Genomic DNA, 23,479 nt, shown 5'->3' with positions numbered 1-23,479 from the left:
AGGGCCACTCTCTGAAGAGCTCCCCGCGGAGCCGGTCATGGAAGTCGACAAGCCCACCAAGCCCGAGGCGATCCCGCGGGAGCCTCGCGAAGGGCTCACTCTCGAACGCATCGTGGGCACAGGCATCGAGATCGCCGACACCGAAGGTCTGGAGACGCTGTCCATGCGCCGGGTGGCGGCGGATCTGGGCGTCGGCACGATGTCTCTCTACCGATACGTGTCGAGCAAGGACGCCTTGATCGAATTGATGGTCGATCGCGTACACGGCGAAGACAAGAACCTGACGCCCGTTCCGGACGACTGGCGCGCCCGGCTCGAACTGTCCGCGCTGCGCGAGTGGAGACTCTATTCGCGGCACCCATGGGTGCTGCAGGTCATCGCGACCCCGCAGCCGCCGCTCGGGCCGAACATTCTGGCCGACCTCGAGCGGGCCATGGGCGCCTTGGACGGTCTCGGCCTCGATCCGGTGATGATGCACTGGGTGACCATCGCCGTAAGCGCTCAGGTACAAGGTGCCGCCCTGCTTCGCGTCAGCGAATGGGAGGCGGAGCGGCGCACCGGCGTCACGACGCGGCAGTGGCGCGCGGCCAAGATGCCGATGCTGTCGGAGATTCTCGAATCCGGGCAGTTCCCCATGCTGTCGAGCCTGCTGGAAAGACAGGAGGAAGTGGCCCACATCGACGAATGGCTCTGGTTCAGTCTCCGCCGCCTGCTCGACGGGGTGGCCGTCTTCGTCGAGGAGCGGGAGAATTCCGGCTCGGCCGACATCGGACCGGGTCTGCGAAAGGCGCTGTGAGACCCGAGACTCGGAAAGGCGTTGTGCGCCCCGGGTCGTGGTAAGGCGCTGTGAGCGCTGGGCCGGCTCATTCGGCGACTTTGGTCCGCGTGGTCCACCGAAAGAGCGGCGGGCCGCCGGACTCCGGCGACGCGCCGACCCGTTCGAAATGCTCGTACCCGCCATTGCGTGGAATCTTTATCTTTCCATCCGAGACCACGTCGTGCATGACGCGGAGAGTGCGCGGAACATCGGCGGGGCCGCCTTCGAGCGCGACCTCCACGGGTCCACGGCCGGGCAGCGGTGAGGCGGCGGACGAGGGACCGTCGAAGGGGGGGCTGTCAAAGGAGGGACTGTTAAAGGAGGGAACGGTCATGTCAGGTACCTCCGGTGATCGTGGCCGGGGGTGGCCGGCCGTCGGCGATCTCTAGGGGTTCTACGAGAAGGAGCCGGCCGGTTGACGGGCATGGCGGAACTCGGTGGCGAGGGCGCAGACGTACCGGCCGTAGCTGGAGGGCAGGAGCTCCGCGCCGAGGCGGTGGCACTGCTCGGCGTCGATGTAACCCATCCGCAGCGCGATCTCCTCGATGCAGGCGATGCGTACGCCCTGCCGGGCCTCGAGCATGTGAACGTACTGGCTGGCCTGCAGGATGGAGTCGGGCGTGCCCGCGTCGAGCCACGCGAACCCGCGGCCGAGTTCGACGAACTTCGCCTTGCCCCGGTCGAGATACACCCGGTTGACATCGGTGATCTCGAGCTCCCCGCGGGCGGACGGCTGGACGTTCTTGGCGATGTCGATGACGTCGTTGTCGTAGAGATAAAGGCCGACGACGGCGCAGTTGGAACGCGGGTGCGCGGGTTTCTCCTCGATGGAGACGAGCCCGCCGAGCGCGTCCCTCTCGGCGATGGCGTAGCGCTCGGGATCGCTGACCGGATGGCCGAACAACACGCAGCCGTCCACGTCCGCGGTGTTCTCCTGGAGGATGTCGTAGAACGAATTTCCGTGGAAGATGTTGTCGCCGAGCACGAGCGCCACGGAATCGTCGCCGATATGGTCGGCGCCGAGAACGAAGGCGTCGGCCAGGCCGACGGGCTCGTCCTGGCGGGCGTAGCTGATGTCGAGCCCGAGGTGGGAGCCGTCTCGCAGCAGGCGTGCCAGATTCGGCAGATCCTCCGGGGTAGAGATCACCAGGATCTCTCTGATATTCGCCAGCATGAGCACGGACAAGGGATAATAGATCATCGGCTTGTCGTTCACCGGCAGCAGCTGTTTCGAGACCGCGAGCGTAATAGGATACAACCGGGTCCCGTGCCCGCCGGCCAGAATTATGCCTTTCACGAAATACCCTTCGTCAGGGAAAACCGGTAGCCGGAGTCGATATTCGTGCACCGAGCATCACACCGCGGCACATCGGAATGGACTCCAAGACGACCCTCGTTCACCCCCTAGCCATCCCCCCGCGCCCCCCTATGTCGGCCACTAAACGGTTGCGCCCGGTTTACCGGCGATATGATTTCCACGGCGAAAGACAGATCGTGACCGCACCACACGGGGGAAGCGGCGTCCGGTTCTGGACGCGTTCTGGAGGCCGGGCATGACCGAGGAGGAGATCACCCGATGAGGATCCTGGTGACGGGCGGCGCCGGCTTCATCGGCTCCCACTACGTGCGCACCCTGCTCGAGGAGGCCGACGGGGACGCGGAGATCACCGTTCTCGACAAGCTCACCTACGCGGGCAATCTCGCGAATCTGGAGCAGGTCCGTACGAACGAGAGATTCACCTTCGTCCAGGGCGACATATGTGACACCGGGCTCGTCGATCCGCTCGTCGCCCGCCACGACCAGGTGGTCCACTTCGCGGCCGAGTCCCATGTCGACCGGTCCATCACGGGCGCCACCGAGTTCGTGCGCACCAATGTGACCGGCACCCAGACCCTGCTCGACGCGGCGGTACGCAGCGGGCTGGGGACCTTCGTGCACGTCTCCACCGACGAGGTCTACGGCTCGGTCGCGGAGGGCTCCTCGCTCGAGACCGACGCCCTGCGGCCCAGCTCCCCGTACTCCGCCTCGAAGGCGGCCTCCGACCTGCTCGCCCTGGCCTATCACCGCACCCACGGTCTCGACGTACGGGTGACTCGTTGCTCCAACAACTACGGTCACCATCACTTCCCAGAGAAGATCATCCCCCTGTTCATCACCAACCTGCTCGACGGCCGGCGGGTTCCGCTGTACGGCGATGGGGGCAACACCCGCGACTGGCTGCACATCGACGACCATGTGCGGGGCATCGAACTGGTCCGTACCGGAGGCCGTCCCGGCGAGATCTACAACATCGGCGGCGGCACCGAGCTCACCAACAGGGAGCTCACCGGCCTGCTCCTCAAAGCCTGTGACGCCGACTGGGACCAGGTCGCCTACGTCGAGGACCGCAAGGGCCACGATCTCCGCTACTCGGTCGACTGCACCAAGGCCCGCACCGAGCTGGGCTATCGGCCGCGCAAGGATTTCGACACCGGCCTGGCGGAGACCGTCGCCTGGTATCGGGGCAATCGCACCTGGTGGGAGCCACTCCTGCCCGGCCGCACGCCAGGCACCTGACGACGAGCCACGGCCGCTCGCGGCGGCCGGTCCAGCCTTCGAGTACGTCGGTCTCCGGCAGCGGCCGGTCCAGCGTTGGAGTACGTCGGTCTCCGACAGCGGCCGGTCCAGCGCGTCGTTCGCTCCCGGCGGACGCGTCCCGGGCCTCAGCCGCTCGCGGTGACCGCCGGTTCGGCGTTCGGATGCGTCGGGCGGCGTTCCGGTGCGTCGTCCTCAGGAGTGTCGTGATGCGGCCAAGGAGAGGCGGCCACCACGATCCCGTACAGCACGTGGTCGGCGAGTAGCGTCAGGCGTTCGGTGACGGTGGTCTTACCCTTGTGCGGCAGGCCGAGGGCGGGCGCGATGACGGCTTGGAAGCCCGCCCAGACCAGCAGGCCGTAGGCGGGCCCGGCCCACGGGTGCCGGCGCACGGACTCCGGCAGGGCCCCGAAGAGCGCCCCGCCGAACGCCCCGTACGACCAGTGCGCGAGCTCGATGACCGCGGGCCGGCGAGCGGCCGGGACCCGGCGGAAGAACCGGGGCGTGGTGTGCTCCAGCACGGCCTCCGGCGGCACCTTCTCCACCAGGCCGATCGACGTGGAGAACTGCCTGAGGCCGGACATCGCCATGGCGGCGATCGCGCCCCTGGCCCCGGAGCGCAGGATCGGTGTCGGCTGCTTCTGTCGCATGGCGTCGGCCCCCCGTTCGTCACAGGGTGGACTACCGAAGGGCGGGAAGGCTATACCGGCAACAGCGCCCTGGGGTGAATCCGTGCTTTTCGTGGTCAGTGACCGCGGTCGGTGGCGCAGCTCACGGAAGGTGGCGCGGGCAAAGAGATCGGCTGCTGCTGCCGGTACTGTTCCAGGTCGATGAGGTTGCCGTTGATCGCGTTGCGCCTTTGGAGTTCCGCCCAGTACACCGGGTCGAGGAAGATCGCGGGGTTCCACAGCGGCTGCGTCAGGTCTGTCAGTTGCCCCAGGTACAGCACGGCGTCGGCCAGCTTTCCCAAAGGGACGCCACACAGCCGCGGCGCGTCCATGAACTGTCCCGCATCGGTGGATTCCAGCCAACTGCCTGAGCACGGGATCACGGTGCGCCGTGGACAGGTCACCAAGCGGGGATGGCTACCGGCCACGATCACGTAGACGTGCTGGCCGGTCTGTTCCTCGATCAGCGGGACTCCGTGGTCGGCGTTCTGTCCTGGCTCCGGCGAGTGCATCACGTGCCCGCTGCCGTAGCAGATCAGTGCGCGGCGTTTCTTGGCGAGCACTTCCCGCTTCACCACTGACGCCATGTGGGCGTCTCGTTGGGCGAGAAAGACATCCACTTGGTCTTGGGTGGTGATGTGGGACCAGTCGATCGGCGGATCCCCGAGCAGCACCCGGATCCTTCGCTCCGCAGGAAGAGTCCAGTTGACGGCGCGGACCGTCCGGAAGAACTGTTCACGGATGGGCTGGTCGCCGGTGGCCCCAGGCGACTGGGTGGTGTTCCGCCAGACCTGCCGCAACACTTGGTCGTCGACAGCCGCACCGGCGACGAACCGGTCAACGATCGGCTGATAAAGCGCGTTGCCGAACTCAACGACGATGGCGTCGACCACCTGCGGCAACCGCGGGTCCGCAAGCAGCATCTGCTGCGCGTCACCGTGTTCCTGCTGCCCGTGTGACTCACCGATCGCAACGAGCCGGTGGCGCTCGAAGGCCGCGAGCACCGCCTGGGTGAGGTCCCGTGTGGCCGCGCCGACGCTGCCCGTGGAGCGGGTCGTCACCTGCCCGCCGCCGCTGCCCAGCGAGCTGTTCGTCAGCAGTCCGCCGGCTGCCGTACCCGCACCGGTGACGGCGAGGAACCTACGCCGCGTCAACCGTGGATCTCTCACGTCAGGTCCTTTCTGAAGGGAATTTCGCTCGTGTGACAGACGCCGCGCTCAGGGGTCGTGCCTGTCGTGGACACCTTTCCGGGATAGTCGTACGGCACGGCCGGTGTCGGCCGGGTGTCAGCCGCTGACACCCAGCCGACACCGGATCCCTGGCATCGTGAGCAGTGCGGTCGCGCCTACCGAACGCGGTGGACGGAACGGCCACCATCACCGGGTGAGAGGGAGGACGGTCGTGCGAGTTCTGGTCGTCGAAGACTTCGAGGTTCTGGCGACGACGATCGGGACCGGGTTGCGCCGCGAGGGCATGGCGGTGGACGTCGTTCTCGACGGCGACGACGCTCTGGCCCACCTGGCCGGCACCCGGTACGACGTGGTGGTGCTGGACCGCGACGTGCCCGGCACACACGGCGACGACGTGTGCCGTGACATCGCCGCCGGTGGCGGCGCAGGGCCGCGGGTGCTGATGCTCACCGCCGCGGGCACCGTGCGGGACAGGGTCGAGGGCCTGGGGCTGGGCGCCGACGACTACCTGCCCAAACCGTTCGACTTCACCGAACTCGTGGCCCGCGTGCGCGCGCTGGGGCGCCGCTCGGCGCCCGCCGTGCCTCCGATCCTCCAGGCCGAAGATCTGGCCCTGAACCCGAGCCGGCGGGTGGCCTTTCGTGGCGGACGGCGCTTGGAGCTCACCCCGAAGGAGTTCGCCTTGCTGGAATGCCTGCTCGCTTCCGGTGACCGGGTTGTGTCCACGGAGGAGTTACTGGAACGGGTCTGGGACGAGGCCGCTGACCCGTTCACCACGGCCGTCAAAACGACGGTGCGCCGGTTGCGGATCAAACTCGGCGAACCGCCAGTGATCGAAACCGTCCGTGAGGGCGGCTACCGGATCGCAGGCCCGCGATGAATCCCGCGCAGGACCCGACGATGACCGGCCGCGCCCGGCACCACCTGCGCCGGCCGTCCCTGCGCGTGCAGCTCACGACGCTGTACGCCGGCCTGGTTCTGGCCGTCGTCGTCCCGATGCTGCTGATCGCCGGCTTCCTCTTCGGGAGAGACCGGGTCCGCGTCCGGGCCGGGGACGCCGTCCCTCCGCCCGACACGGCCGCCCAGCAGGTCGATGCCGCGCTCGCGATCACCGCGATCATCGTCATGGTCCTCACCGTGCTGACCGCGTGGTGGCTGGCCGGGCGCTTTCTCCGCCCGCTGCGCGCCATGACCGTGACCGCCCAGGAGATCTCAGCCACCAATCTCAGCCGGCGGCTCGGCCTGCGCGGCCCTGACGACGAGCTGACCAAGCTGGGGCGCACCCTCGACGACTTGTTCGAGCGGTTGGATCTCTCGTTCGCGGCGCAGCGCCACTTCGTGGCCAACGCCTCGCATGAGCTGCGCACCCCGCTGGCCGCTCAGCGCGCCGTCCTCCAGGTCGCGCTCGCCGACCCCGAGGCGAGCGAGGCCAGCCTGCGAGCCGCGTGCGAGGAAGCACTCGGTCTCGGAGAACGGCAGGAACGTTTGATCGCCGCCCTGCTTACGCTGGCGCGAGGGCAGAAGGGCATCGAGCACCGGGAAGTGGTCGACCTGGCTGATGTCACCAAGGGAGTGATGCTGTCGTGCCGTGCGGAGGCCACCCGGCGAACCATCACGATCCGGGCATCGCTGGAGTCGGCACCGATCAGCGGTGACCCCGACCTGATCGCCAGCATGATCGGCAATCTGGTCGGCAACGCGCTCCACCACAACGTTCCCGACGGACACGTCACCATCGCCACCGAACTCACGAATGGTCGCGCCCGCCTGTCGGTCGGCAACACCGGCCCAACCATCCGATCGCAGGACCTACGACGGCTTTTCCAACCGTTCCAGCGACTCGGTCCCCAACGAACCCACACCGCCGACGGCCACGGACTAGGGCTGGTCATCGTGCAGGCCGTCGCCGAAGCACACGGCGCGCAGCTGACGGCCCACCCACGCACCGGGGGCGGCTTGGACGTGACCATACTGTTCGACTGATTCCACCCGGCATGGTGACCTCGAGGCCCATGCCACGCGCGGTGGCGGCGATCTCGGCGCCGAGCACGCCCTCCCCCAACTGAACCTGGAAGGCCAGGTCAGCCCTCAACGCCAAGAGCCGCCCGGTGCTCGAACACGGGCGGCGGACGGCGGCAGGACGACCCTGGTCAACCCTTGATGGCGCCCTGGGTGATGCCGTTGACGAAGCTGCGCTGGAAGATGAGGTACACGATCACGATCGGCGCGACGACGATCAGGCAGGCCGCCGCCAGCAGCGGGATGTCCGTGGTGTACTGGCCGACGAAGAGCCCCAGGCCGCCGGGCGCGGTGCGCCGGTCCGGGTCCTGCATCATGACCAGGACCAGCATGAACTGGTTCCACGACCACATGAAGTACAGAACCGACAGCGTGGTGATCTGTGGCCACGAGATGGGCAGCAGCACCCGCGCCAGTACGACGAAGTCTCGGGCGCCGTCGATGCGGGCCGCCTCGACGAGTTCGTCGGGGATGTTGGAGAAGTGCGTCTGCATCCAGTACACGCCGAAGGGCATGAACAGCGCCACCTCGGCCAGGATGATGCCGACGTAGGAGTTGGTGAGGCCGACCTCGCGCAGGTTGAAGTAGAGCGCCACCACGATGACCTCGATCGGCAGCGTGAGCCCCAGCACGAAACCGAACGACAGCGCCCGGTTGCCCCACACCTTCAGGACCGTCAGCCCGTAGCCGGCGAGCGTGGCCAGTGTCACCGCGATCGGCACCACGAAGACCGCGATCAGCAGGCTGGAGCGCATGAGGGCGGTGAAGTTGCCCCGTTCCCAGGCCAGGGCGAAGTTCTCCCACGACCACCGGTCCGGGATGCTCAGCCCGCTGAGCTGCGATCCCGGGGGATGCAGGGCGGCCAGGACGATGCCGATGAACGGCACCAGGATCATGGCCGCCATCAGGACGAGCACTCCGTACCGGGCAACGACACCGCCGCGCATGCTCAACTCTCATCCCTGGTGAAGTATCGGACGGCACCGACGACGGCGATCACGATCACGGTCAGCACGACGGCCAGCGCGCTGGCGCCACCGATGTCGCCCTCGTTGAAGGCCAGCCGGTAGACCAGCAGGCCGGGCACGTTGGTCTGCCCCGCCGGGCCGCCGTTCGTCGTGGTGAAGACGAGGTCGAAGCTGGCCAGCGCGGCGATCGTGGTGATGACGCCGGCGATCGTGATCTCCTTGCGCACCCCGGGCAGGGTGACGTGCAGGAACTGCCGGTAGGCGCCCGCGCCGTCGAGCGTGGCCGCCTCGTACAGGGACGGGTCGATCTTCTGCGCGCCGGCCAGGAAGAGCATCATGCACAGCCCGCTCATCACCCAGGTCCCGATGAGCCCGAGCGCGACCAGCGCCAGGCCGTAGTCGCCCAGCCAGGCGCGGGTGATCGCCCCCAGCCCAACCAGGTCGAGGACCTGGTTGACGACGCCGGACTCGCTGTAGAGCCACCGCCAGGTGATGCCGACGGCCACCAGCGGCAGCACCTGGGGAAGGAAGAACACGGTCCGGAAGAACGTCATCCCCCGGCGCACCTTGCCCATCAGCAGGGCCGTCATGAACAGCCCGACGGCGATGGGGATGAACGAGAAGAAGACGATCAGTATGAGGCTGTGCAGGATGGCCTCGTACAGTGCCGAATCACGAAAAATCTTGATGTAGTTGTCCAGGCCGGCGAAGGTCGCGGGCAGGATGCCGTCCCAGTTCAGCAGCGACAGGCGCACCGTGTTCAGCGCCGGCCAGATGGCGAACCCCAGGTAGGCGGCGAGCGCGGGCAGCACGTACAGCCAGCCGCGCGCCCGTCCGCCGCGCCGGGGCGGGCGGGCCCGCCCGCTGTCGGCCACCATCTCCCCGCCGCGGGCCGAGGCGGCCCGCGGCGGGGAGATGGACGTGGTCACGTCACGAGCCATGGTGTCCGTCCCACGACTCCTGCAGGGAGCTCAGGAAGTCGTCCACGGTCATCTTGCCGCTGATGATCCCCTGGATACCGGGGGTCAGCTTGTCGATCATGCCGGGCGAGGCGTAGTCGGGGAAGGGGACGATCCCGTTGGCCTGCGCCACCGGCGTGAAGGCGGTCGCGATCTCGCCGCGCAGCCCCTGGGCGCCGAGCTCGGTCTTGGTGTCGACCGGCATGAACCCGCCGTCGAACTCGATCTTCGCCGCTTCCGGCGAGCTCAGGTAGTCGAGGAACGCCGCGGCGACGTTCGGGTGCTTCGTCTTGGCCGAGATGGCGTAGGCGACGCTCGCCCCCGAGGCGACCTTGGCCGGCTCGCCCGATGCCGTGGGCATGAGGAAGAAGCCGGCGTCGTCGCCCAGCTCCTTCTCCACGGCGGTGGCGCCCCAGTTGCCGGTCACCAGGAACGCGCTCTTGCCCTTGGAGAAGTTCGCCAGCGCGTCGGGGTCGGCCGTGGCGCTCGCCCCGGCGGGGAAGAAGCCCTTCTTCGACCAGTCGATCAGCGTCTGGGTGGCCTTCTTCGCGGCGTCGGTCTTGATCGTCCCGCCCGGCTTGCCGTAGACCCAGCTCCGATAGGCGTCGACGTCACCGGTGACGTTGAGCACCGCGTTCCACAGGTGGAAGCCGCCGACCTGGAGCGCGCCGAGGCTCAGCGGGGTCTGGCCGGCGTCCTTCACCTTCTGCATCGCGGCCTCGAACTCGGCCAGCGTCTTCGGCGCTTCCTTGACCATCTTCTTGTTGTAGTAGACGCCGACCACCGACAGGCCGCCCGGCACGGCGTACAGGCCGCCGGTCCCGAACTGCTTGGCCGCCTTGTCGGAGCTGAGGACCTCCAGGCTGGAGGGCGGGAACTTGCCGGTCCACCCGTACGCCTTGTTCCACGGGCCCAGGTCCAGGATGAGGCCGGCCGGGACCAGGGAGTTCATCGCACCCGGGTTGTACTGCGCGAGGTCCGGCGCCGCGTCGCCCGACATCGACAGCTTGATCGACTTGACGTAGTCGTTGAACGGCGTCATCTGGGGCTTGATGGTGACGTTCGGGTGCTTCTTCCTGAAGCCGTCGATGAGGGTCTGGGTGGGGGGATCGTTGCTGTAGGCCAGGGTCAGCGTGACCGGGTCGTTGGGGATGGTCGTCGATACGTCGATCTTCTTCGCCGCGTCCCCACCCGAGGCGCCGGTGCCGCCGGTGCCCGCGCAGGCCGTCAGGGTGAGTGTGGCCGCGGTGCCGAGCGCCACGAGCGCCTGCCACCGACCTGGTGCTGTCATGTGCATGACCTTTCGCCTATCTCCGAGTCGCCTATCTCCGAGTCGCCAAACTCCAAGCGGGTTTTCAACGGACCTCCTGGCGGCCGCTTCTCACCAGGTCGAACCTGGTTCGCTCGATCTCCTCCAGCGAGTGACGCAGGGCCCCGTGGACGACGGCGTCGTCCTGGAGGGTCGAGACCTCCAGTGCCGGCTGGTCCAGGGGCTGCTCGGACAGGTGCCGACGGACCGCGGCGAGCAGTGTCTCGCCGCATCTGGCCAGCGGCCCGCCGATGACCACGAGCCGCGGGTCGAGGATCGCCCGGATCGCCGCGACGCCTTTGGCGAAGCGGCGGGCGACCACGTCGAGCGCGTCCAGAGCCGAGGGTGTGCCCTCGACGACGGCCTCCAGCACCGCGTCGAACGCCCGCTCCCCCGCGTCGTCGAGCCGGGCCCGGAAGGCTTCGTCGCCGTCGCGGTCGGCCGCCGCCTTCGCCAGCCGGACGATCTCCTCGCCGCCCACCCAATCCTCGAACGGGCCGAGGCCGTGCGGATGGCGCGGCTCGGGAGGGGTGGCCGCGAACAGGTCGAGAAAGCCGACATCACCGGCGTCGTTGGAGGCACCGCGGTAGAGCTCGCCATTCAGCACGATGCCGGCGCCGACGCGTTCACCCCAGTGGACCATCACCAGCGAGTCCTCGCGGCGTTCGGAATCCCGCCACCGTTCGCCCTGGGTGGCCAGCTTGACGTCGTTGTCCAGGTAGACCGGGCAGCCGAGGGCCTCCTTCATCCGGCGATGGAGGAGGTCGCCGGTCAGGCCGGGCATGCTGGGGATGAGCCGGATGATCCCGGTCGCCGGGTCGACTATGCCGGGCGTGCCCATCGAGGCGAACCACAGGTCGCCGGTCGTGATGCCCGCCGCCTCCAGCGTGCGGGCCACCGCGGGCAGGAGTGTCTCCACCACCTGCTCACCGCTCTGCACATCACCCGAGCCGGTCGAGCCACCCGAGCCGGTCGAGCCGGTCGAACCGCCGCCGAGTTGCACCGCGTCGGCCGCCGCGACCGTACCGGCCAGGTCCGACACCGCGACCCGCAGCTCCTGCGGGCTGATCGAGATGCCGAGCACGTAGCCCGCCTCCGCCCGGAAGCGCACGAGCTGCGCGGGCCGTCCGGCCCTGCTGGAGTCCCGATCGAGGGAGCCGAACTCGACAAGCCCCTCCGCCGCCAGCGCGTTGAGCGAACGGGTGACCGCCTGCCGGGAGAGCCCGACCGCCTTGGCCAGCGCGGACACGCTCATGCTGGTCTCGGCCCGCAGCCGCCGCAGGATGGCACCGGCGTTGACCTCACGCATGAACTGCGTGCCAACGGCGACGACCTGCTCCATGACCGCTCCCTGGTCTCGACTTGCGGGTACGCTAGCATAATAATTATGGACCGTACGGAACTAATTCGTCGAGGGGTGTGACCTGCGATGTCATCCGGTGACGCCGATCAGCCCCCGCCGTGGGCGGAGACCGTCAGGGGTCTCGCCCACCGCGTTCTCGGACCGGTGGCCGAGTCGATCCGTTTCGTCACGCGCGAAGGTGCGGGGCGTGGCTATGAGTACGAGGCGAGAGACGGAGCACTCACCGTCGCCGCGACGGACGGCGTGAGCGCCTCGGTGGCGCTCCATCACTATCTGCGGGAATGTTGCGAGCTGTCCGTGGGCTGGGACACCGTGCTGCCGTTGCGGCTGACGTCCCTCGCGGACAGCCCACCCCGGCAGGGCTCGGCGCGGGTCCAGGACGGCTACTACTTCAACTTCTGCACCTTCAGCTACACCATGCCCTACTGGGACTGGGCGGACTGGGAGCGCGAGATCGACTGGATGGCGCTGCACGGCATCACCATGCCGCTCGCCATCACCGGCCATGAGGCCGCGCTGCACGACGCCTATTCCCTCCTCGGTCTCGACGATCACACCATCCGTGGCTTCCTTGGCGGGCCAGGCTACCTTCCGTTCCAGTTCATGGGGTGTCTGGACGGCTTCGCCGGCCCGCTCCCCGCCTCCTGGATCGAGAGCCATCGCGCGCTCGGGGCGCGCATCCTCGACCGCGAGCGCGCCTTCGGCATGACGCCCGTCCTTCCGGCCTTCACCGGACACGTCCCTCACCAGATCGCCTCGTCGTCGCGGGCCGCGCGCCGCGACTGGCAGGGGTTCGAGACCTGGGTCCTCGACCCGGCCGACCCGCTCTACGAGCGGCTGAGCACCGAGATCGCCCGCGCCCAGATCAAGCTCTTCGGCACCGATCACCTGTACGCCGCCGATCCGTTCATCGAGATGATCCCGGTCGACGCCGACCCGTCCTTCCCCGGGGCCGTGGCGACGGCGACGCTGGCCGGGCTGCGCGCCGCCGATCCGGACGCCGTCTGGCTCATGCAGGCCTGGCCCTTCTCCTACCAACGGGAGTTCTGGACCGAGGACCGCGTCACCGCCTTCCTCGACGCGATCCCGAACGACCGGATGCTCGTCGCGGACCTGTGGGCGGAGTACGACCCGCTGTGGGAGCGCTTCGAGGAGTTCTCCGGAAAGCCCTGGCTCTGGTGCGCGCTGCTCAACTTCGGCGGCCGCACCGATCCGGTCGCCGACCTGCGAGCGGTGCCGGCCGCGATCGACGCCGCCCTGGCGGCGCCGAACCCGCCCACCGGCCTGGGCCTGTCCATGGAGGCCACCCGCAACAACCCCGTCTTCTTCGAGCTCGTGACGGACCAGATCTGGAACCGGGTCACCGATCTCGACGCCTGGCTCGACGCCTTCGTGGCCCAGCGCTACGACAGGAGCGCGGCCCCGCTGCGGACCGCCTGGCGCGGCCTCCTGAACACCGTCTACGACACCCGGGGCCTGCGGATCTATCCCGCGCAGTTCAACGGCATCCTCACCGCCAAGCCCTCCTACGCGGGGATGGCCGAGGCGCGCGCCAACGTCACCGGCACCCTGTGGTACGAGCCGGCGGAGCTGGCCGCGGCCTGGGAACGGATGATCGAGGTGGCCGAGCACGATCACGACCTGGTGACCGGTCCGCTGGGGCACGACCTCGTCGAGGTGGGCATCGCGTTCATGGTCAGGGTCGCCGACCGCTACTACCTCGACGCCGTGGAGCGGTCGGCCGCGCTCGGTACGGCCAGCCTGCCCCATGTCGACCGGTTCCTGCGCGTCTTCGATGATCTGGACCGCATGCTGGCCGCTCGGCCCGAGTACACCTTCCAGCACTGGGAGTCGAAGGCCCTGTCGTGGGCCGGCGACCAGGCCGGCCGCGACGTCCTGCGGGACAACGCCCGCCGCATCATCACGGTCTGGGGCACCACCTCCAGCCCCCTGCTCGACGACTACGCGGGGCGGCACTGGAGCGGGCTCGTCGGCGGCTACTACCGCGACCGCTGGGAGCTGTGGGCGCGTGGCCTCGACGGCGCGCTCGCCACACCCGGCGTCGGCCCCGAGGCGAACCTGGAAGAGCGGCTCCGCGACCGGGCCGAGCTCTTCCTGCGGGAGGGCCCGGCGACGCCGCCGCAGGACCTGGGCGACCTCGCCACGGAGTCACGCCGGCTGTTCACCGCCTACGCGGACCAGGCCGGCTCACTTGCCCGGACGTACGAACAGGCCGACTGGCTTGCCCAGCCCCACGAACAGGCCGGCTCACCTGGCCAGCCGCACGAACACGACCGATGAGGAGAACGATGCCCCAGGTGGTACCGCCGACCGAGCGCCGGAACCCACGCACCGTCGACATCGACACCTTGGAGTCCCGCGAGATCCTCCGGCTGCTGCGGGAGGAGGAAGCCCGGGCGGTCGAGGCCGTCGGCGCGGCCGGCGACCAGCTCGCCCGCGCGGTGGACGAGGCACATCTCCGGCTGAACCGGGGCGGAACGGTGCACTACTTCGGCGCCGGCGCCTCGGGACGGCTGGCGGTGCTGGACGCCACGGAGATCACGCCGACCTTCGGGGCGGCGCGCGGCCTGTTCACCGCCCACTTCGCCGGTGGGCTCGCCGCCGTCACCGACTCCTCCGTCGACCAGGAGGACGCCGAGGCGCTGGGCGCCGCCGACGCCGCCGTCCTCGACGAGGCCGGCGTGGCGATCGGGATCACGGCGTCCGGGTCGACCCCGTACGTGGCCGGTGCGCTGCGCGCGGCCCGCTCCGCCGGCGCCCTCACGGTGCTGGTCACCTGCGACCCGGACGCTCCGCTCCGCGAACTGGCCGAGATCAGCGTCGTCGCCGCCACCGGGCCGGAGGCGCTGACCGGCTCCACCCGGCTCAAGGCCGGCACGGCGACGAAGGTGATACTCAACTCGTTCTCGACGGCTCTCATGATCAAGGCGGGCCGGACGTACGGCAACCTCATGGTCGGGCTGGTCGCCACCAACGCCAAGCTCGGCGAGCGCGCGGTGAGCCTGCTCGTCGAGGCGACTGGTGAGGACGAGGCGAGCTGCCGCGCGGTCCTGGCCGATGCGGGTGGCAACATCCCGGAGGCGCTCGTGCGGCTGCTCACCGGCTGCTCCCCCGAACGAGCGCGGGCCGCGTTGGAGCAGCACCCGGGCGTCCGTGCGGCGGTCGCCGCGCTGGCGGACGCCGGATGAGCCTGGCGAACGTGGACGGCGTCGGTGGCGGGCCGGCGAGCGTGAACGCCGTCGGTGGCGGGCTGGCGGGTGTGGACGTCGGCGGTGGCGGGATCAGGGTACGGATCGAGGCGGGCGGTTCGGTCGTGTCCGGGGACGACGCGTCTCCGGTGCCGCGCGTGCAGGGCAGGGTCGACCTCGATCGGCTCGCCGCGCGGATCATCCGGGTCATCCAGAACGCCGTGGGCGGCCTGGAGATCGACCGGTTCACCGGCATGGCGATCGGCACGACCGGGCTGCCGGGCCTGGTTCCGGACCCGAGCACGCTCTGGCATGCCCTGCGCGATCGGTTCGGCCTGGGCGCGCTCGTGGTCACCGGCGACATGGTGACCACGCACGTCGGCGCACTCGGATTCCAGCCCGGAGTCGTCGTCGCCGCGGGCACCGGCGTCATCACCCTTGGCACCGACCTGGCCGACGTCTGGAACCAGTCCGACGGGTGGGGATACCTGCTCGGCGACCACGGCGGCGGCGCCTGGATCGGGATGCAGGGCCTGCACGCCGCACTGCGCGCGCATGACGGCCGGGCCGGCGGGTCGGCCGCTCTTCTCGACCACCTGACGGCCCGCTTCGGCCCCCCCTCGGAGCTGGTGGCGCTGGTCTACGCGGCGGGATCGGCGGCCCACCACTTCGCCTCGTTCGCGCCGTACGTCGGCGAGGCGGCCCGCGACGGGGACCCGGTGGCCCGGCAGATCTGGGCCGCGGCCGGCCGGCAACTGGGCCAGACCGCGCTGGCCGCCGCGTCCGGGCTCGAACCGGTCTTCTCCTGGGGCGGCCGCCTCTTCGACGCCGCGGACCTGCTGATGGAGCCCTTTCAGAACACGGTCCGGACACTGCTTCCCGACGCTCGCTTCAGGCCACCACGTGGGACCTCCGCCGATGGCGCACTCGCCCTGGCCCGCGCCGCCGCCGACGGGTCGGTACGGCCGTACCACCCCTACGTCTACGTCTTCACCGAGGCGGAGACAGGGAGTGCTCAGCCGATCGGTGGATCGGCTGAGCCATCCGGCCGATCGGGCGGTTCAGCCGTCGACTCATGAGATCGGCCGATGCGCGCGCGGGCGCGGCGTTGCGACGCTGAAGGCATGCCGCATCCCATGAACTCCCCGAGTCCGCACGCGATAGCCGATGAGGACCTGAACCATCCGCGTTGCCTGAGGGCCTTCCGCGGCATGAAGGTCCTCGTCGGCTGCTACTTCGTCATCAGCGTGCTCACCCTCGTGGCCGCCTACGTGCTGCGCGACGACCCCGGGATGGTGACCGACACGGTCTGGGTGCGCGGCGCGATCGTCGCCGTCGCCTCGGCGCTGATGTTCACCTTCGTGGCCGGCACGGCCCGCGGCCGGCGCCGGGCCTACCTCCGCCTGCGAATCGCCTCAGCCGTCATGGTGGTGGCCATCGCGGTCCTCATCTCACTCCCCGGCTTCCTGCCGGTGTGGATGAAGATCGAACAGGGGCTCTGCGGACTCCTTCTGCTCGGCGTCGTCTTGATCGTCAACGGCAGGCGCCTGCGCTCGTTGTTCGGGGCCACGCGCGGCTAGATTGTGTCGCGGGAGCAAGATGTCACCGGGAGGACTTCGACCCAGGCGGCCTCGCACGGCAAAACTGTCAGTGCCCGAGCGCACACTGAGCGTATGTCTGATGAGCCTCTCGAACTCGGCGAGATCTCCATCTCCGACTGGTATGCCCACACTGACAAGATGGCGGAAGTCAGCTTCCTGACCATCGCCCGCCGGCTCCCCTCCCTCGTGCGCCAGGCGCTGCGCATGGCCTGGGGAGCCAGCCCCCGCGACACCCTGGCCACCGTCACGCTCAACCTGCTCGGCGGGGTGTTCACCGCGTTCGGGCTGCTGGCCACGACCGGCGTGCTCGCCGCCCTGTTCAGCCAGGGTCCCACTCCCGACCGCGTGATGGCCGCGCTGCCCAGTCTCGCCCTGGTCGCCACGGCCGCCGCCCTGCGCACCGCCATGCAGGCGGGCGCAGGCTGGGCGGAGTCCCGCCTCACTCCCCAGATCTCCCGGCACACCGAGGAGCGGCTCTACGGCCTGACCAGCCGCGTCGACCTGATCGCCTACGACGACCCCGACTTCCACGACTCCCTCGAACGCGCCAACATGCGAGGCGTGGCGGTGGCCGACTCGGTGGTGTCCTCGGCCATCGATGTGGTGACGGCCGTGGTCGGCATCGCGGCCGTGGCCGGCGTGCTCGGCGTGCTCCACCCGGTGCTGCTGCCGCTGCTCCTGTTGGCGGTGCTGCCCGACGCCTGGGCGGCGGTCCGCAGCGCGCGGATGCGCTACACGACCATGTACTCCCTCATCCCGGCCCGCCGCCGCAAGTGGATCATCGCCGAGCTGCTGGCCGATCGCGAGTCCGCCGCCGAGGTCCGCTCGTTCACCATGCGCGGCTTCCTGCTGCGCATGTACGACGCGGTGGCCAAGGCCGAGCAGGAGGTGCTCCTGCTGCTGGCCAGACGGCAGACGGTGGCCCGGCTCGTGGGCGAGGCCTTCGGCGGCCTGGGCGCCGGCCTGGTCTACGTCGCGCTCGGCCTCCTGCTGGCCCTCGCCGCGATCCCGCTCGCCGTGGCGGGCACCGCCGTCCTGGCGATCAGGTCCGGTCAGCAGTCCCTGAGCAGCCTCATGTACGCCACCAACCGCCTCTACGAACAGGGCCTCTACTTCACCGACTTCCTGGAGTTCTGCGCCGACGCCGAACGCCGGCTGCCCGGCCGCCGCCCGCTCCCGGCGCCCGAGTCCTTCCAGTGCATCGTCGCCGACAAGGTGTCCTTCACCTATCCGGGCGCCGACGAGCCCTCGCTCAGCGAGGTGTCCATCGAGATCAAGCGCGGCGAGATCGTCGCCTTCGTCGGCGAGAACGGCTCGGGCAAGACCACGCTCGCCAAGATCCTGTCCGGTCTCTACGAACCCGACTGCGGCACCGTCTCCTGGGACGAGACCGATCTCAAAGACATCAACCCCGAAGACCTCCGGCTGCGCACCGCGGTCATCGCGCAGGACCACACCCGCTGGCCGCTCACGGCTCGCTACAACATCACCATGGGCACCGACAAGGGCGAGCCGGCCCTGCGCTCGGCCGCCGAGGTGGCCGGGGCCGACGAGGTCATCGGCGGTCTCCCCCACGGCTACCGGACGCTGCTCGACCGGCGCTTCAAGGACGGCCACGAGCTGTCCGGCGGCCAGTGGCAGCGCATCGCGGTGGCCCGGGGCTTCCACCGTGACGCGGCGCTGCTCATCTGCGACGAGCCGACCGCCGCCCTCGACGCCCGCGCCGAGCACGCCCTGTTCGAACGCATCCGCAGCCACTCCGACGGCCGCACCGTCCTGCTCATCACCCACCGGCTGGCCAGCGTCCGCTACGCCGACCGCATCTACGTCCTGGAGCACGGCAGGGTGACAGAGCAGGGCAACCACGACACCCTCATGTCCTTGGACGGCCTGTACGCCGACCTCTACACCCTCCAAGCCAGCGCCTACCGATAACCGCAGAGCAACGGCGGCGACGGCGAACCCCACGCCGTCGTCGCCTGGTGACGGCGACCGGACACGACACAGAATTTGCTGTGGCGCTTGGCAGGCAATCAGCCAATTCTGTTGTGGACCACACCGTCCATGTCGCCGCCCCAGACGTCGTCGTCCTCGTGAAGCCAAGTGGCGGATTCGCGCTCTTTCTCCTCCTGGCCGCTCGCACCGCCCATCCCGCTCATCGGCATGAAGGGGGAGCCCGTCCCGTTCGTGGCGGTGGCCCGAATACCGTTGATCGTCGCTGGGGCTCCCGATCCACTGCCCATGCTGGCGCCGAGATTGCCGGGGTCGGTGGCCGCGGGGTGGTTCGGACTCTTGGGGGTGAAGTGAATCGGGCTGCTGTCCGAGTCGATTGGGCGCTGGAAGTCTGCCAGCTTGGTATGCAGGTTGGTGGGCCGATCCAAGGCGCTCGTGGGATCGTTCGAGCCGCGGGTGGGGTCGCCAGGCGATGCCTCGTTGCCGTTCGCGTCGAGAATGGCCGGCCAACGGGGTGCGTTCGTGCCGCCCGGGGCGGCGTCGGACGATGAGCTGTCCGGCCCTTGGCTGAGGTCCGCCCTGTCCCGGTCCTCGGGATCACCAGGGAAATGTGCGCGCTCGCCATGCGGTGCGGAAGAGTCCGCGCCGGCAGGTAATGCAGGGCCGCCACCTGAGCGGTCAGTGTCAGTGGGGCTTATGTGGGAGGGGGAGCGGTCGGAGGCTCCGGCGGACGGCCTCTCGCCAAATCTGTAGTCGACCGTTTCGGGCTTCTCATGCGGTGCCACCGGATAGGCGATGGCGGGCAGTTCCATCTCCACCGTCTTGGGAAGGGTGCTGTAGATCGCCTCGAGGTCCTTGCTGAACGCCTCCAGCTGCAGCCCTGCCAGCTTTCCCAGGAGATTGTGGAAGTCCAACTTCACGCCATGCTTGCCCGACTGCAGAACTCCGTTGAAAACGATGTGGTCGTGACCATCGCCCCCGAGGCCGAAACTCGAGTTTTCGCGCTTCTCCTCCGAAAGTTTGCCGTCGATGAACTCCTGGTGTTGGCGCACCACCTCGGCCAGGGTCTCGAGCGGACGGCCCATCGCCAGCAGCTTGTCAGAGAGTTCGCCGAGCGCTACGTAAATAGTTCTCAGGGCCTTCTGTGCCGTTACGGAGGCCTTGCCCTCCCAGACCTTGGCGAGAGCCTCGGCTTCCTGCCCGAGCACCCATTGGGCGTTGGCGACGACCGAACACGCGTCCACGTAGGAGGCTCCGGCATCCTGAATCTCCTTGACGCTGATGCCCTTGATGAACTCCTTGACCTCCGTCGCGCTGCGGTCGTCGTTATCGATCGTCCAATCCGCACCGCGGGAGGGCTTGAGCCAGCGTGTCTTCTTGTCGGTCTTCTCGACCATGGGCGGCTAGGCTCCGTCCGTGTTCGCGTCGCTGACGTCCTTGTATTTGCCCGCGCCGGCGTCGAGCAGCGCAATCGCGATATCGAAGTTCTTCTGGACCTCTCGATAGATCGTGGTGAACTCCTGGTGGCAGGTCTCCAGCATCTCGGCGAACGTGCGACCGCCCTCCCACCGGGCAACGCTCTGCAACTGGGTCCTCAGTTCCTCGAGCGCGGCGTACTTGGTCAGATCATCGATGGAGCCCTGGCCGGCGGCCAGGCTGCTCCCCTTGGCGCTGCGCCCTTCGCCGGTGAAGCGCCCCAGCGCCTCTCTCAGCGCTTTGGCGCTTTCCCTGATCACCTTTTCGTTGTAGGTGACGCCATCTCGTTCCGCCTCCAGACCCGGCCAGCTGTCTTCCAGGGCCTTGGGTGGTATCGATTCTGGCGCCATGCTCACGCTCCTAAATCGCGCTTGAGTCGTCGATTGCGAATATCCCATTGGTCCATGACGCAACTGGCGCAAAACTGACGAGCGAGTGGTTCGACCAGCACACCCGTACGTAATGGCTCATGTGCCTGACGCCATACGCTGAACGATCAAGAGTCGTGGGGGAAGCGATCTATCTGCCCTTCTTCTTCGCGCTGCTCAACTCCACTCGTGAACATCCCCTTGAGGAGATCATCAACCGCAGTGTGACCAGCCGGAAGTCCAGCCCTGGTAGGAACCGAAGGCGAAACCGCTCCACTTGACGCACGTTCCCGAGGCGGACAGCTTCACCGGACCGGCGTAGTACTTGTAATAGCCGGTGTCGGTGACGGTCTTTCCGTCGCTTGCCCGTTGGATGGAGGCCTTCATGTAGGCGCTGGTGCCGACGGACGCGCCGGTCAGCCAGGTGACCACGCAATTGGTGGTGCCGTTGTACAGCAGGTAGAGCATGGCGCTGCCGTTGCCGGGGTGGCCGGTCAGGTCGTAGCTGTCGACGATGTGATAGCTGCCGCCGCCGCACGCGGCGATCGGTGACGATGCGGCGTTCGCCGGGGCGCTGACGGCTACGGAGCAGGCGAGCATAGCCGCGGTGGTGAGGGCGAGTGCCGCCTTGTGCTTGAGCTTGCGCACTGGTCTTCCTGTTCGTTCGGATGTGCGGGAATTGTCGCAGCCGGAACTTCCGGAACTCTTCTCTTCTCCTTCCGGCGGCCTGTCTCACGGAGCGAGGAGGACCTTGAGCACGTCCAAGAGCAGAGTGTCGGGCCGCTCGCCGGCGTCGAGGTGAGGGAGGCTCATCGTGCGTCGCGCCACGCGTCTGTGACGCAGGCGGGCGGAGGAGGCCTCGGCGTACGCAGTCCAGGTCGCCGCTCAACTCGGGCTGCATTGCTACGACCCTCAAGAGGATCGGCTTCCAACCTCCTGGCCGACGTCAGGCATGCTGTTTGCGACGCGCCGCCCACCAGCCCGGGAAACGATCACCCCATTCCAGGGAAGCGATCTTCTAGACCTCCGCTGCACCCGGGCGCCGGTGCGGGGGTTCCGTTGGGCCAAGGGAGATGTTATTGCGAGCACGCTCCGCCCTCGGGTTCATGATCTCGATCGGTTGCCGAACGCCGCCGAACGGCTGATGGCCGAGGGTCGGCTCGCCACCAAGCCGAGGCGGATGAGGCTGTCGGCGATGGCGGTCTCCGGGGCGCGCGGCTGCCAGCCGAGGACCTCACGGGCCTTGTCCGCGTGGACGACCGGGATACGGCCCAGCTGGTCGACCATCGCCCGTAACTCGAGATTCGTCCGCGCCGCGGCCCTGACCTGCTCGTCGGGGAGCTCCAGCTTCGGCACCTTGGCCGCGTCTCGCCCAGATGGTCGCTCAGGATCCGGGCGGTCTGCAGGAAGCTGATCATCTCGCCGCTGCCGGTCAGGAACCGCTGGCCGGCCGCCGCGGGATAGGTCATGGCCCGCACGTGCAGGTCCGCGACGTCGCGCACGTCCACCACACCGAAGAAGTCGCGGGGCGCGACCGGCACGTTCCCGTCGAGCATCGTCTTGACGAGCGTACGTCATCACCACCCGCGCCACCCCGGCGTCGCGGGCGGCACGCAGGACGCGCAGCGCTCCGTCCCTGGCCGGGACGATCAGCTCGTCGTCCTCCTTCGGCTGATGGGCAGGCAGCGGCGATGCGACGTGGTGGACATAAGCGCAGCCCACCGTGGCCGCGGCCCAACCGTCGTCCGCGGACAGATCGGCGTGGCAGACGTCGAGCCGGTCCCCTGGATCGGCGCCGGCCGCGGCCACCGCCTCGCGGAGGCTGGTTTCGCGGGCGGGTGAGCGGACCGTGGCGCGCACGCGGTGACCGTGGAGGAGCAGCCGGCTGACCAGATGCGAGCCGACGTGGCCGCTGCCACCGGTGATGAGAATGGGGTCATTGAGCCGGCGACTGTCCGTCCTTGATGACGATCTCGTGGTCGGCATGTCGTCCCTCGTTGGCGGAAGGGGTGGAGCGAGGTGGTGGCGTCAACCGTGCTGTCTTCGGTCCCAGTGTCGCCTAATTCACCCGCATCGTCGGAAGATCCCCGGAGCGGCTGTCAAAGTCTCGCCGCGTACGAACTTCACTCCCCATTCGAGCATCCAACCGTGCATGACGACACACACGATGACCCGTACCGTATTGGGCACGACCCTAGCCGCAGGGCTGGTGCTGGGCGGCCTCGCACCAGCGGCGCACGCCGCGACGGCGCCCGCCGTCTTCGGCCCTTCCGGATATGGGGGCATCACGCTGGGGATGAGCGCCAAGGCGGCCAAGGCCAGCGGCAAGATCGTGCACGTTGACGGAGCCGCCTCCCCCAGCTGCACCAGTTGGAGCCTGAAGGCTCGCCCGGTCGGCCCCGACTCCGTCGGCCTCTACATCTCCAAGAAGCATGGCGTCGCGGTGATCTTCGCGCCCAAGGGCGCCAAGACCCCCGAGGGCATCGGGCTGGGCTCCACGTACCGGCAGCTCAAGAAGGCCTATCCCAAGCTGAAGACGGCCGCCAGCGGCTACCCGTACGTCGACATCGCCGGCAATGCGAAGGCCTACTACTCCTTCCTTCTCAACAAGGGCAAGGTGTACGAGATGGCGCTGGGGCTCCACAAGCAGGACTGCGTCAACTAACCCGTTGCGGGGCCTCGCCTGACCGCTCTCCATGTTTCCAGTCGCTCTGTTCGGAAAGTTGGAGTTTCCGGGAACCGACGAGAAAGGCATGGACATGGGCGCCGACGACAAGATCCGTAACAAGGCGGAAGAGCTCAAGGGCCGGGCGAAGGAGAACATCGGAAAGGCCACCGACGACGAGGACCTGCGGGCCGAAGGGCGTACCGAACAGGCCGAGGGGGGCCTCAGACAGGCCGGCGAGAAAGTCAAGGACGCCGGCAAGAAGGTCAAGGACGCCTTCAAGAAGTAACGGCCACGACGAAACGGGTGGGCCACCGGGTATCCGGTGGCCCACCCGTT

Annotated in this window: 23 protein-coding genes and 1 pseudogene; 11 read left to right on the top strand and 13 right to left on the bottom strand. The window is 68.6% G+C overall.

From position 1 onward, the window contains the following. Window positions 1-37 precede the first annotated feature (37 nt). Entirely contained in the window at window positions 38-796 is a 759-nt protein-coding gene (locus tag AB0H88_RS10870) for a TetR/AcrR family transcriptional regulator (protein ID WP_357643085.1), read from the top strand. 67 nt (window positions 797-863) lie between these two features. On the opposite strand, the gene AB0H88_RS10865 is transcribed toward AB0H88_RS10870, so the two are convergent. Beyond that, entirely contained in the window at window positions 864-1,151 is a 288-nt protein-coding gene (locus tag AB0H88_RS10865) for a DUF5988 family protein (protein WP_357643084.1), read from the bottom strand. 60 nt (window positions 1,152-1,211) lie between these two features. Next, on the bottom strand, window positions 1,212-2,114 hold the full coding sequence (rfbA, locus tag AB0H88_RS10860) for a glucose-1-phosphate thymidylyltransferase RfbA (RefSeq protein ID WP_357643083.1): 903 nt from the start codon (window positions 2,112-2,114) through the stop codon (window positions 1,212-1,214). 279 nt (window positions 2,115-2,393) lie between these two features. Between rfbA and rfbB the strand changes: the two genes are divergently transcribed. Beyond that, window positions 2,394-3,374 (top strand): dTDP-glucose 4,6-dehydratase, encoded by a 981-nt coding sequence (rfbB, locus tag AB0H88_RS10855; protein WP_357643082.1) that lies wholly within the window; start codon window positions 2,394-2,396, stop codon window positions 3,372-3,374. Between the two features lie 146 nt (window positions 3,375-3,520). On the opposite strand, the gene AB0H88_RS10850 is transcribed toward rfbB, so the two are convergent. Together AB0H88_RS10850 and AB0H88_RS10845 are read right to left on the bottom strand one after the other, a co-directional pair. After that, window positions 3,521-4,042, bottom strand: coding sequence for a hypothetical protein (locus tag AB0H88_RS10850; protein ID WP_357643081.1), 522 nt, complete (start codon window positions 4,040-4,042; stop codon window positions 3,521-3,523). A gap of 95 nt (window positions 4,043-4,137) precedes the next feature. Further along, a complete protein-coding gene (locus AB0H88_RS10845; protein ID WP_357643080.1) occupies window positions 4,138-5,229 on the bottom strand; it encodes a hypothetical protein in 1,092 nt (363 codons plus the stop codon). A 232-nt stretch (window positions 5,230-5,461) separates the two neighbouring features. Here AB0H88_RS10845 and AB0H88_RS10840 point away from each other — a divergent pair, with 232 nt between their 5' ends. Both AB0H88_RS10840 and AB0H88_RS10835 read left to right on the top strand, forming a co-directional pair. After that, a complete protein-coding gene (locus tag AB0H88_RS10840; protein ID WP_357643079.1) occupies window positions 5,462-6,130 on the top strand; it encodes a response regulator transcription factor in 669 nt (222 codons plus the stop codon). Continuing rightward, the gene (locus tag AB0H88_RS10835; RefSeq protein WP_357643078.1) at window positions 6,127-7,233 is read left to right on the top strand and encodes a HAMP domain-containing sensor histidine kinase; all 1,107 of its coding nucleotides are present in this window, start codon (window positions 6,127-6,129) and stop codon (window positions 7,231-7,233) included. The genes AB0H88_RS10840 and AB0H88_RS10835 overlap by 4 nt, the downstream gene beginning before the upstream one ends. Window positions 7,234-7,400: 167 nt before the next feature. Here the strand turns inward: AB0H88_RS10835 and AB0H88_RS10830 are convergent, their stop codons facing one another. The 4 genes from AB0H88_RS10830 to AB0H88_RS10815 all read right to left on the bottom strand — a co-directional run bounded on the left by AB0H88_RS10830 (window position 7,401) and on the right by AB0H88_RS10815 (window position 11,847). Next, complete coding sequence (locus tag AB0H88_RS10830; RefSeq protein ID WP_357643077.1) at window positions 7,401-8,216, bottom strand: carbohydrate ABC transporter permease; 816 nt, start codon at window positions 8,214-8,216, stop codon at window positions 7,401-7,403. Window positions 8,217-8,218: 2 nt separating this feature from the next. Beyond that, on the bottom strand, window positions 8,219-9,115 hold the full coding sequence (locus AB0H88_RS10825) for a sugar ABC transporter permease (RefSeq protein WP_357643158.1): 897 nt from the start codon (window positions 9,113-9,115) through the stop codon (window positions 8,219-8,221). 52 nt (window positions 9,116-9,167) lie between these two features. Beyond that, the gene (locus AB0H88_RS10820; protein ID WP_357643076.1) at window positions 9,168-10,487 is read right to left on the bottom strand and encodes an extracellular solute-binding protein; all 1,320 of its coding nucleotides are present in this window, start codon (window positions 10,485-10,487) and stop codon (window positions 9,168-9,170) included. Between the two features lie 64 nt (window positions 10,488-10,551). Continuing rightward, window positions 10,552-11,847, bottom strand: a complete 1,296-nt coding sequence (locus AB0H88_RS10815; protein ID WP_357643075.1) for an ROK family transcriptional regulator — start codon at window positions 11,845-11,847, stop codon at window positions 10,552-10,554. Between the two features lie 87 nt (window positions 11,848-11,934). Between AB0H88_RS10815 and AB0H88_RS10810 the strand changes: the two genes are divergently transcribed. The 5 genes from AB0H88_RS10810 to AB0H88_RS10790 all read left to right on the top strand — a co-directional run bounded on the left by AB0H88_RS10810 (window position 11,935) and on the right by AB0H88_RS10790 (window position 18,613). Then, window positions 11,935-14,169, top strand: a complete 2,235-nt coding sequence (locus tag AB0H88_RS10810) for an alpha-N-acetylglucosaminidase TIM-barrel domain-containing protein (RefSeq protein ID WP_357643074.1) — start codon at window positions 11,935-11,937, stop codon at window positions 14,167-14,169. Window positions 14,170-14,177: 8 nt separating this feature from the next. Further along, window positions 14,178-15,077: an N-acetylmuramic acid 6-phosphate etherase gene (locus AB0H88_RS10805; protein WP_357643073.1), complete on the top strand. Its 900-nt coding sequence runs from the start codon at window positions 14,178-14,180 to the stop codon at window positions 15,075-15,077. Beyond that, window positions 15,074-16,156 (top strand): BadF/BadG/BcrA/BcrD ATPase family protein, encoded by a 1,083-nt coding sequence (locus tag AB0H88_RS10800; RefSeq protein ID WP_357643072.1) that lies wholly within the window; start codon window positions 15,074-15,076, stop codon window positions 16,154-16,156. Before AB0H88_RS10805 ends, AB0H88_RS10800 begins: the two co-directional genes overlap by 4 nt. A 45-nt stretch (window positions 16,157-16,201) precedes the next feature. Next, entirely contained in the window at window positions 16,202-16,657 is a 456-nt protein-coding gene (locus AB0H88_RS10795) for a hypothetical protein (RefSeq protein ID WP_357643071.1), read from the top strand. Window positions 16,658-16,750: 93 nt separating this feature from the next. Beyond that, window positions 16,751-18,613, top strand: coding sequence for an ABC transporter ATP-binding protein (locus AB0H88_RS10790; RefSeq protein WP_357643070.1), 1,863 nt, complete (start codon window positions 16,751-16,753; stop codon window positions 18,611-18,613). A 98-nt stretch (window positions 18,614-18,711) separates the two neighbouring features. On the opposite strand, the gene AB0H88_RS10785 is transcribed toward AB0H88_RS10790, so the two are convergent. The 5 genes and pseudogenes from AB0H88_RS10785 to AB0H88_RS10765 all read right to left on the bottom strand — a co-directional run. After that, entirely contained in the window at window positions 18,712-20,028 is a 1,317-nt protein-coding gene (locus tag AB0H88_RS10785) for a hypothetical protein (protein WP_357643069.1), read from the bottom strand. A 6-nt stretch (window positions 20,029-20,034) separates the two neighbouring features. Continuing rightward, window positions 20,035-20,457, bottom strand: coding sequence for a hypothetical protein (locus AB0H88_RS10780; protein WP_357643068.1), 423 nt, complete (start codon window positions 20,455-20,457; stop codon window positions 20,035-20,037). Between the two features lie 231 nt (window positions 20,458-20,688). Next, window positions 20,689-21,123: a hypothetical protein gene (locus AB0H88_RS10775; protein WP_357643067.1), complete on the bottom strand. Its 435-nt coding sequence runs from the start codon at window positions 21,121-21,123 to the stop codon at window positions 20,689-20,691. Between the two features lie 456 nt (window positions 21,124-21,579). Continuing rightward, window positions 21,580-21,831 (bottom strand): hypothetical protein, encoded by a 252-nt coding sequence (locus tag AB0H88_RS10770; RefSeq protein WP_357643161.1) that lies wholly within the window; start codon window positions 21,829-21,831, stop codon window positions 21,580-21,582. Between the two features lie 270 nt (window positions 21,832-22,101). Then, window positions 22,102-22,461 (bottom strand): annotated as a pseudogene (locus AB0H88_RS10765) (NAD-dependent epimerase/dehydratase family protein); the annotation flags it as partial. 166 nt (window positions 22,462-22,627) lie between these two features. Here AB0H88_RS10765 and AB0H88_RS10760 point away from each other — a divergent pair. Beyond that, complete coding sequence (locus AB0H88_RS10760) at window positions 22,628-23,140, top strand: hypothetical protein (protein ID WP_357643066.1); 513 nt, start codon at window positions 22,628-22,630, stop codon at window positions 23,138-23,140. A gap of 94 nt (window positions 23,141-23,234) precedes the next feature. Beyond that, a complete protein-coding gene (locus tag AB0H88_RS10755) occupies window positions 23,235-23,429 on the top strand; it encodes a CsbD family protein (RefSeq protein ID WP_225301102.1) in 195 nt (64 codons plus the stop codon). The last annotated feature ends 50 nt before the right edge of the window (window positions 23,430-23,479 follow it).

Origin of the sequence: Nonomuraea sp. NPDC050680, from assembly GCF_040654555.1 — a bacterium.
In the GTDB taxonomy this organism is placed as follows: domain Bacteria; phylum Actinomycetota; class Actinomycetes; order Streptosporangiales; family Streptosporangiaceae; genus Nonomuraea.
This window is presented reverse-complemented; position numbering and strand designations above follow the sequence as displayed.

Bases quoted from the DNA above. Each gene is read 5' to 3' on its own strand.
- AB0H88_RS10755 (WP_225301102.1), top strand. From the start codon at position 23,235: ATGGGCGCCGACGACAAGATCCGTAACAAGGCGGAAGAGCTCAAGGGC.
- AB0H88_RS10785 (WP_357643069.1), bottom strand. From the start codon at position 20,028: ATGGTCGAGAAGACCGACAAGAAGACACGCTGGCTCAAGCCCTCCCGC.
- AB0H88_RS10825 (WP_357643158.1), bottom strand. From the start codon at position 9,115: ATGGTGGCCGACAGCGGGCGGGCCCGCCCGCCCCGGCGCGGCGGACGG.
- AB0H88_RS10830 (WP_357643077.1), bottom strand. From the start codon at position 8,216: ATGCGCGGCGGTGTCGTTGCCCGGTACGGAGTGCTCGTCCTGATGGCG.
- AB0H88_RS10780 (WP_357643068.1), bottom strand. From the start codon at position 20,457: ATGGCGCCAGAATCGATACCACCCAAGGCCCTGGAAGACAGCTGGCCG.
- AB0H88_RS10800 (WP_357643072.1), top strand. From the start codon at position 15,074: ATGAGCCTGGCGAACGTGGACGGCGTCGGTGGCGGGCCGGCGAGCGTG.
- AB0H88_RS10790 (WP_357643070.1), top strand. From the start codon at position 16,751: ATGTCTGATGAGCCTCTCGAACTCGGCGAGATCTCCATCTCCGACTGG.
- AB0H88_RS10870 (WP_357643085.1), top strand. From the start codon at position 38: ATGGAAGTCGACAAGCCCACCAAGCCCGAGGCGATCCCGCGGGAGCCT.
- rfbB (WP_357643082.1), top strand. From the start codon at position 2,394: ATGAGGATCCTGGTGACGGGCGGCGCCGGCTTCATCGGCTCCCACTAC.
- AB0H88_RS10850 (WP_357643081.1), bottom strand. From the start codon at position 4,042: ATGCGACAGAAGCAGCCGACACCGATCCTGCGCTCCGGGGCCAGGGGC.
- AB0H88_RS10760 (WP_357643066.1), top strand. From the start codon at position 22,628: ATGACGACACACACGATGACCCGTACCGTATTGGGCACGACCCTAGCC.
- AB0H88_RS10865 (WP_357643084.1), bottom strand. From the start codon at position 1,151: ATGACCGTTCCCTCCTTTAACAGTCCCTCCTTTGACAGCCCCCCCTTC.
- AB0H88_RS10810 (WP_357643074.1), top strand. From the start codon at position 11,935: ATGTCATCCGGTGACGCCGATCAGCCCCCGCCGTGGGCGGAGACCGTC.
- AB0H88_RS10835 (WP_357643078.1), top strand. From the start codon at position 6,127: ATGAATCCCGCGCAGGACCCGACGATGACCGGCCGCGCCCGGCACCAC.
- AB0H88_RS10795 (WP_357643071.1), top strand. From the start codon at position 16,202: ATGCCGCATCCCATGAACTCCCCGAGTCCGCACGCGATAGCCGATGAG.
- AB0H88_RS10820 (WP_357643076.1), bottom strand. From the start codon at position 10,487: ATGACAGCACCAGGTCGGTGGCAGGCGCTCGTGGCGCTCGGCACCGCG.
- AB0H88_RS10815 (WP_357643075.1), bottom strand. From the start codon at position 11,847: ATGGAGCAGGTCGTCGCCGTTGGCACGCAGTTCATGCGTGAGGTCAAC.
- AB0H88_RS10805 (WP_357643073.1), top strand. From the start codon at position 14,178: ATGCCCCAGGTGGTACCGCCGACCGAGCGCCGGAACCCACGCACCGTC.